Annotated in this window: 4 protein-coding genes and 1 other annotated feature; all 4 genes read right to left on the bottom strand. The window is 38.9% G+C overall.

Annotation, left to right across the window (positions count from 1 at the left end):
• Nucleotides 1–323 precede the first annotated feature (323 nt).
• Nucleotides 324–1,082 (bottom strand): ABC transporter ATP-binding protein, encoded by a 759-nt coding sequence (locus tag ADH81_RS00915; RefSeq protein WP_049525841.1) that lies wholly within the window; start codon nucleotides 1,080–1,082, stop codon nucleotides 324–326.
• A complete protein-coding gene (locus ADH81_RS00910) occupies nucleotides 1,079–1,945 on the bottom strand; it encodes an ABC transporter permease (protein ID WP_049525839.1) in 867 nt (288 codons plus the stop codon). Before ADH81_RS00910 ends, ADH81_RS00915 begins: the two co-directional genes overlap by 4 nt.
• 61 nt (nucleotides 1,946–2,006) lie before the next feature.
• A complete protein-coding gene (gene trpX, locus ADH81_RS00905; RefSeq protein WP_000792189.1) occupies nucleotides 2,007–3,008 on the bottom strand; it encodes a tryptophan ABC transporter substrate-binding protein in 1,002 nt (333 codons plus the stop codon).
• Between the two features lie 124 nt (nucleotides 3,009–3,132).
• Nucleotides 3,133–3,349, bottom strand: a binding site (T-box leader).
• Nucleotides 3,350–3,443: 94 nt separating this feature from the next.
• The gene (gene ppc / locus ADH81_RS00900) at nucleotides 3,444–6,269 is read right to left on the bottom strand and encodes a phosphoenolpyruvate carboxylase (protein ID WP_049525837.1); all 2,826 of its coding nucleotides are present in this window, start codon (nucleotides 6,267–6,269) and stop codon (nucleotides 3,444–3,446) included.
• Nucleotides 6,270–6,275: the final 6 nt, after the last annotated feature.

Below are 6,275 nucleotides of genomic sequence, written 5' to 3'. Positions count from 1 at the left end.
CTTCGTAGTGAGCCAAGATCCAAGCCTCCAAATCATCCAAAGACTGCATGCTATAGTCTAAATTTAGCCCTTCTTTCTCCGCAAACTCCCTTGTAAAATTATCCATCTTAAATCCAATCTGAAAAATCCATTCCTGAAAGTCTTCTTGTGTGTATGCCATGTTTTTATCTCCTTACTATTATCAAAGTTTAAGATTCTTAGATTGATTCTATTATAAAGGAAAACAGACGAAAAGAGAAATATAAATAATATTTAAAAACAACTAAAAAACTTAGAAGCAAAAGCCTACTTCTAAGTTTTTTATCTCAATTATTTAAAATCAATTACTCAAACAGTTGATAGTAATCTGAAATCTTCATCTTGGCTTTTTCATCCTTGTTTAAATCTTGGATGATTCGCCCTTCTTTCATGACAATGAGGCGATTTCCATACTTGAGAGCATCTTCCATATGGTGGGTAATCATCAGAGCAGTCAGATGGTCCTTGCTGACAAAGTCATCAGTTAACTCCATCAAGGCGACACTTGTTTTAGGATCAAGCGCTGCTGTATGTTCATCCAACAAAAGGAGTTCAGGACGTTTCAAGGTTGCCATCAATAAACTCAAGGCCTGTCTTTGTCCACCTGATAAGAATTCAATCGGGGTGTCCAAGTGTTTCTCAAGACCATTGCCAACCTTCTCAATGGTTGCTTGAAATTCAGCCTTGTAAGCTGAGAGTCTTCGTGGAAAGAGACCACGTTTTTCTCCACGGAATTTTGCAATCAAAAGATTTTCTGCAACAGTCATACGAGGGGCAGTTCCCATCTTGGGATCTTGGAAGACACGAGAGAGGTACTTGGCTCGCTTTTCAGGGCTGAAATGAGTCACATCCTCACCCATGATGCGAATGCTACCACTAGTCAAGGGTAGAGTTCCCGCAATGCTATTAAAGAGGGTTGATTTCCCTGCACCATTTCCACCCAAGATTGTGATGAAGTCATGTTCATAAATATCAAGTGAAACATCGTTTAGAATAATCTTTTCTTCGTCAAAGCCATTTGTCACAATTTTTGTGGCATTTCTTAATTCTACAATTGCTGTCATTTGCTTAACTTGACTCCTTTCAAGTATTTATCCTTAAGGGTTGGAATTACCAAGCAAGTTGCTAGGATAATGGCACTATATAGACGGAGGTAGCTAGTGTTAAAGCCGAGAGCAATGACTCCCCATACCAAGAATTGATAGCTGATGGAACCAACTACAATAGTAACCAAGCGTTCTGCTAGGGTAAGACTCTTGAAGAGGACTTCACCGATAATCAAGCTAGCAAGACCAACAACGATAACACCGATACCACGAGAGACATCCGCATAACCTTCTTGTTGAGCGATAAGTGCGCCAGCAAGTGCGATTACACCATTTGACAAGACCAAGCCCATAAGCTCCATACGTCCTGTATTGATACCAAAACTACGAGCCATATCTGGATTATCCCCTGTAGCGATATAGGCCTGTCCAAGTTTGGTATCTAGGAAGAAAAGCATGAGAAGAATAACCAAAGTCACAAAGATTAAACCTGTCAGTAATTGATTAACCTCTGATGAAAATGGAAGAACATCTTGGATTTGCTTGGTGTTTAAGAGTCCAAGGTTAGCCCGTCCCATAATCATGAGCATGATAGAATGACAAGAAGTCATGACTAAAATTCCTGATAAAAGAGTTGGAATTTTCCCTTTGGTATATAATAACCCCGCTGCTAAACCAGCAAGACAACCTGCTCCTACAGCCGCTAAAGTCGCAAGAAAAGGATTGACTCCCTGGGTAATTAAAGTCACTGCTACTGCTCCTCCAAGTGGGAAGGAACCCTCAGTTGTCATATCTGGGAAGTTCAAGATTCGAAAGGTCATAAAGATTCCCAAACCTAGGATAGCCCAGACCAATCCCTGTGAAATAATTGATATTAGCATGTTTGATTCATTTCCTTTATTCTAAAAATTGGAGGAGATGTCTCCAACTCCTCCTTCATTCTTATTCGATTACTTGACCAGCTTCTTTGAGAACTGATTCAGGAATAGTGATTCCAAGTTCTTGAGCAACTTTTTTGTTGATCACTGATTTACCAGTTGAGAAGACATTGACTGGTGTATCTGCAGGTTTTTCACCTTTCAAGACTTTGGCAATCATTTTACCAGTAGCAACACCAAGATCGTGTTGGTCAACAACGACTGATGCCAAACCTCCAGCTTCTACCATGGCAGTCGCACTTGGGTAGATTGGTTTTTTAGCTGTTTGATTGCTTGAAACGACAGTTGAGAATGCAGATGCGATTGTGTTATCGATTGGAACCCAGATTGCATCTACTTTACCAGTCATAACGTTCACTGTTGAAGCAATTTCGTTCGTTGAAGGAACTGCGAATGTTTCTACTTTCAAACCAGCTTTTTCAGCGTAAGCCTTGAATTCTTCTACTTGTGATTTAGAGTTATCTTCGCTACTTGAATAAAGAGCTCCAACTGTCTTGACATCAGGAGTCAATGTTTTGATCAATTCAACCTGTTGTTCAGCAGGGTTGTGGTCAGATACCCCTGTGATGTTCCCACCTGGTTTTTCCAAGTTTTGTACAAGGTTAGCACCAATTGGGTCTGTGATAGCTGCCATGATAACAGGAAGGTCTTTTGTTGCACTTGCAAGACCTTGAGCTGCTGGTGTTGCAATGCCGACAACGACATCATTTCCATTTGCCACCAATTGTTTACTCATTGTCGCAACCTTACTTTGGTCACCTTCTGAGTTCATAAAGTCGATTTTGACTTGGTCACCTTTATAACCTTCTTCAGCAAGTCCATCTTGAATTCCTTGGTAGATCAAGTCAAGCGATGGGTGGCTTACAAACTGAAGAACACCAACCTTAGCTGTTTTATTAGCTGTCTCAGTTTTAGTTTCTTGTTTCGTTAAGCTAGAATATACTAAGCTTCCACCAACTACAAGTGCTAATGCTACGATAATACCGAGTAGACGTTTGTTTTTCATAATTTTCTCCTTATTTCTTCTTATCTTATTATTTTTTTATTCAATCACTTATTCAAGCGACGCCATCGTTTGATTTCCATAATTTTTTCCTCCCCATAGAAAAAGTCCTCACACAAAAAACTTGTGTGAGGACGTCGATGCGCGGTGCCACCTCAATTATAGGAACTAATCCTATCGCTCTTACTCGCTAAAACGAGTTGCACTGTAAGGTGTGCTCACCGAATTCTTATGATTTCAAATTCTTAATAACATTCAGCCCAATTTTCATCACTTCCACCTATCTGTTTCCACCAACCACAGACTCTCTAAAAAATTTCAATGATTACTTTCTGAATGCTTAAATTATATCATTTTACTAAAACTTGTCAAGGGTTTTCATAAAATATTTTAAATATTAACAAAAATTCCTACGTTTTTTATAAAATCTAACTTGTATCAGCCTGAATTACGTAATCCTGTAGCAATTCCGTTGATAGTTGTATGGATTAATCTTTCTTCATCTGAAGATAGCTCGCCACGACGTTGACGCTTAATCAATTCCAACTGAATATAGTTAAGGATATTGAAATAAGGCATGCGGTAGTTAAGACTGCCTTTCAAATAAGTATTTTCTGCCAAGAGCTCCTCATGGCCTTCAATAGCCAAGATAACATCCTTAGTCAACTGCCATTCATCCAAGATAGTATAGTAGATTGCTTGTACTTCTTCACTTTCACAAAGTTTAGCGTACTCAAAGGCGATATTCATATTTGATTTAGATAATACCATGTCTACGTTAGATAGGAGTGACTGGAAGAATGGCCAATTTTGATACATATCACGAAGATATTCGATATTTTTAGGATCTTGATCGATAAATTCCTTAAAGCTTGAACCAACTCCATACCAACCTGGGAACATAACACGACTTTGTGACCATGAGAATACCCAAGGAATAGCACGTAGACCACCGATTTCAGTGATCGTTTTACGAGCTGCTGGACGAGAACCAATATTGAAACTTGAAATAGCCTTGATTGGACTAGATTCAAAGAAATAATCATAGAAATGGTCATTTCCAAATACGAGTTCACGGTAGATATCGTAACTACGTTCTACTACTTGGTCCATGATTGCTTCATAGCGATTTGACGTATTGGTATCACTCTTCTTCTTGGTAATCATACGGTTGATAGCTGCTGAAACCAACATTTCAAGGTTATAGTAAGCTGCATCCTTGTTTCCGTATTTGTTTCCGATAACTTCCCCTTGCTCTGTCAATCGAATACGATCCTTAATTGACTTGAGCGGTTGAGAAGCAATGGCATCATAAGTTGGTCCACCACCACGGCCAACGGTACCACCACGACCATGGAAGAAGGTTACTTTGACTCCAAATTCATCACCAATAGCAGTCAATTGTTGTTGGGCCTTATAAAGTGTCCAACAAGATGATAGATAACCGCCATCCTTATTACTATCAGAGTAGCCAAGCATGATTTCTTGGTAATTGTTTTTAGAAGCAATCCATTTCTTAGCAAGTGGTAGAGAGAAATACTTTCTCATTGTTTCTTCTGAATGATCCAAGTCTTCAATCGTCTCAAAGAGTGGTACAATCTGAACACGGGCCTTTTCAGCATCCACCAGACCAACTTCTTTTAGCATGATAGCCAACTCAAGCATATCTGATACGCTGGTTGCGTGAGAGATAATCGTTTGACGAATAACGTCCTCTCCCAAACGGTCTTTTAATTCACGTGCTGTTTGGAAAATAGCCAGTTCTTTTTCGAGAAGTTCAGACTTCTCAGCATGAGTCGCTGACAAGATTCGAGGATCTTCTAACAATTCATGCAATAGCAAGTCACATTTTTCATCTTCTGATAAATCACTATAATGGTCATTGATTCCAGCAGATGCTAACAATTCAGCTACACAGGCTTCGTGGACGCTTGAATCTTGACGCATGTCGATGGAGGCCAAGAAGAAACCAAATACTTCTACAGCTTCTAAAAGTTCTGCAAATTCACCTGTGAGTAAGGACTCTGCCTTGTTTTCAAGTAATGAATCCTTAATGGTATATAGATCTTTTTTGAACTCTTCAACTGTTTCGTAAAATGGTGGACGATCTTCAGCTAGCTCTTGAATAGCTCCTGAAAGTCGATTACTAATATAGTCTGTAATCACTCCTTGTTGATGTCCTTGAGTACCTAGAAGACGTTCAACAGGATGACGTTCATCAGCTGACGAGCCAACAACAGACCATTCTTTTAAATTCAAGAGTGTTTGAATCAATTTAGATTGAATCAAATGAAAGGCGCGACGATAGGGTTCTTTCTCACGAAAGACTGATGTATCACCAGACTGAGCAGCCATTTCTTCAACAGCTTTACTAGTTTTTGATAAATTAGTCGAGAGAGAGAAGGTACGATAGAGACTAGAAATCTTGCTAATATAGTAGTTCAAGATCACTTCACTTTGGATAGTAGCAGAACGCATAAGTGTTTCAGCTGTTACAAATGGATTTCCATCACGGTCTCCGCCGATCCACATTCCCATAGTAATTGGTTTGGCTTGTTTAAGATCAATTCCTTGCTCTTTTGCTAGACGTTTGTACTCTAGCATCAAGTTAGGGACAGCCTGTAGGAAGGAACTATTGTAGTACTCCATCACATTTGTGATTTCGTTGGTTACTTTTAGTTTCTTCTCACGAATCATATCTGTCTGCATGATAATCTCAATATAGCGACGAAGATCATTATGCCATTTTTCTTTGTTGATGAGTCCCATTCTCACGTCACGATATTTACGTAAAAGGGTATGGATATGAGTGGTCAAATCCAACATACTCTTACGTTGAACCTGAGTTGGGTGGGCCGTCAAAACTGGTACCACATTCAAGTGTTCAAGAATCTCAGCAGCGTTTTCTTTTTCAGCCACCATTTTGATCGTTGTTGACAATTTACCCAGATAGTCTTGATCAACATTATTTAGATGGTTAATCTCATAAGCCAAGTCAACATCTTCTGAGATGTTAATTAAAAGAGGCAAAATAGAGAAGTATCTAGAAATGTAGACCATCTCATCATTTGAAAGACCTGTTACTACTTTATCTAGCCCTTGATAGTCAAGTTTTGAAGAAAGTTCCTTCAAGTGCATAATCTTATCAAAGGTTTCAGCAGGAAGCATATTTTTCGCGATATCTTCTAACATATCTGTCAAGATTTGAACTTCTTCTTGTACGACAGTTTTGTTACTATAATTTTCTAACTTTTGAAGAGACATTTTTTT

This window comes from Streptococcus pseudopneumoniae (assembly GCF_001072925.1).
Classification (GTDB): Bacteria; Bacillota; Bacilli; order Lactobacillales; family Streptococcaceae; genus Streptococcus; species Streptococcus pseudopneumoniae_Q.
Note: the sequence above shows the minus strand (reverse complement) of the source record. Positions and strands in the feature narration are given on the sequence as shown.

Bases quoted from the DNA above. Each gene is read 5' to 3' on its own strand.
- trpX (WP_000792189.1), bottom strand. From the start codon at position 3,008: ATGAAAAACAAACGTCTACTCGGTATTATCGTAGCATTAGCACTTGTA.
- ppc (WP_049525837.1), bottom strand. From the start codon at position 6,269: ATGTCTCTTCAAAAGTTAGAAAATTATAGTAACAAAACTGTCGTACAA.
- ADH81_RS00910 (WP_049525839.1), bottom strand. From the start codon at position 1,945: ATGCTAATATCAATTATTTCACAGGGATTGGTCTGGGCTATCCTAGGT.
- ADH81_RS00915 (WP_049525841.1), bottom strand. From the start codon at position 1,082: ATGACAGCAATTGTAGAATTAAGAAATGCCACAAAAATTGTGACAAAT.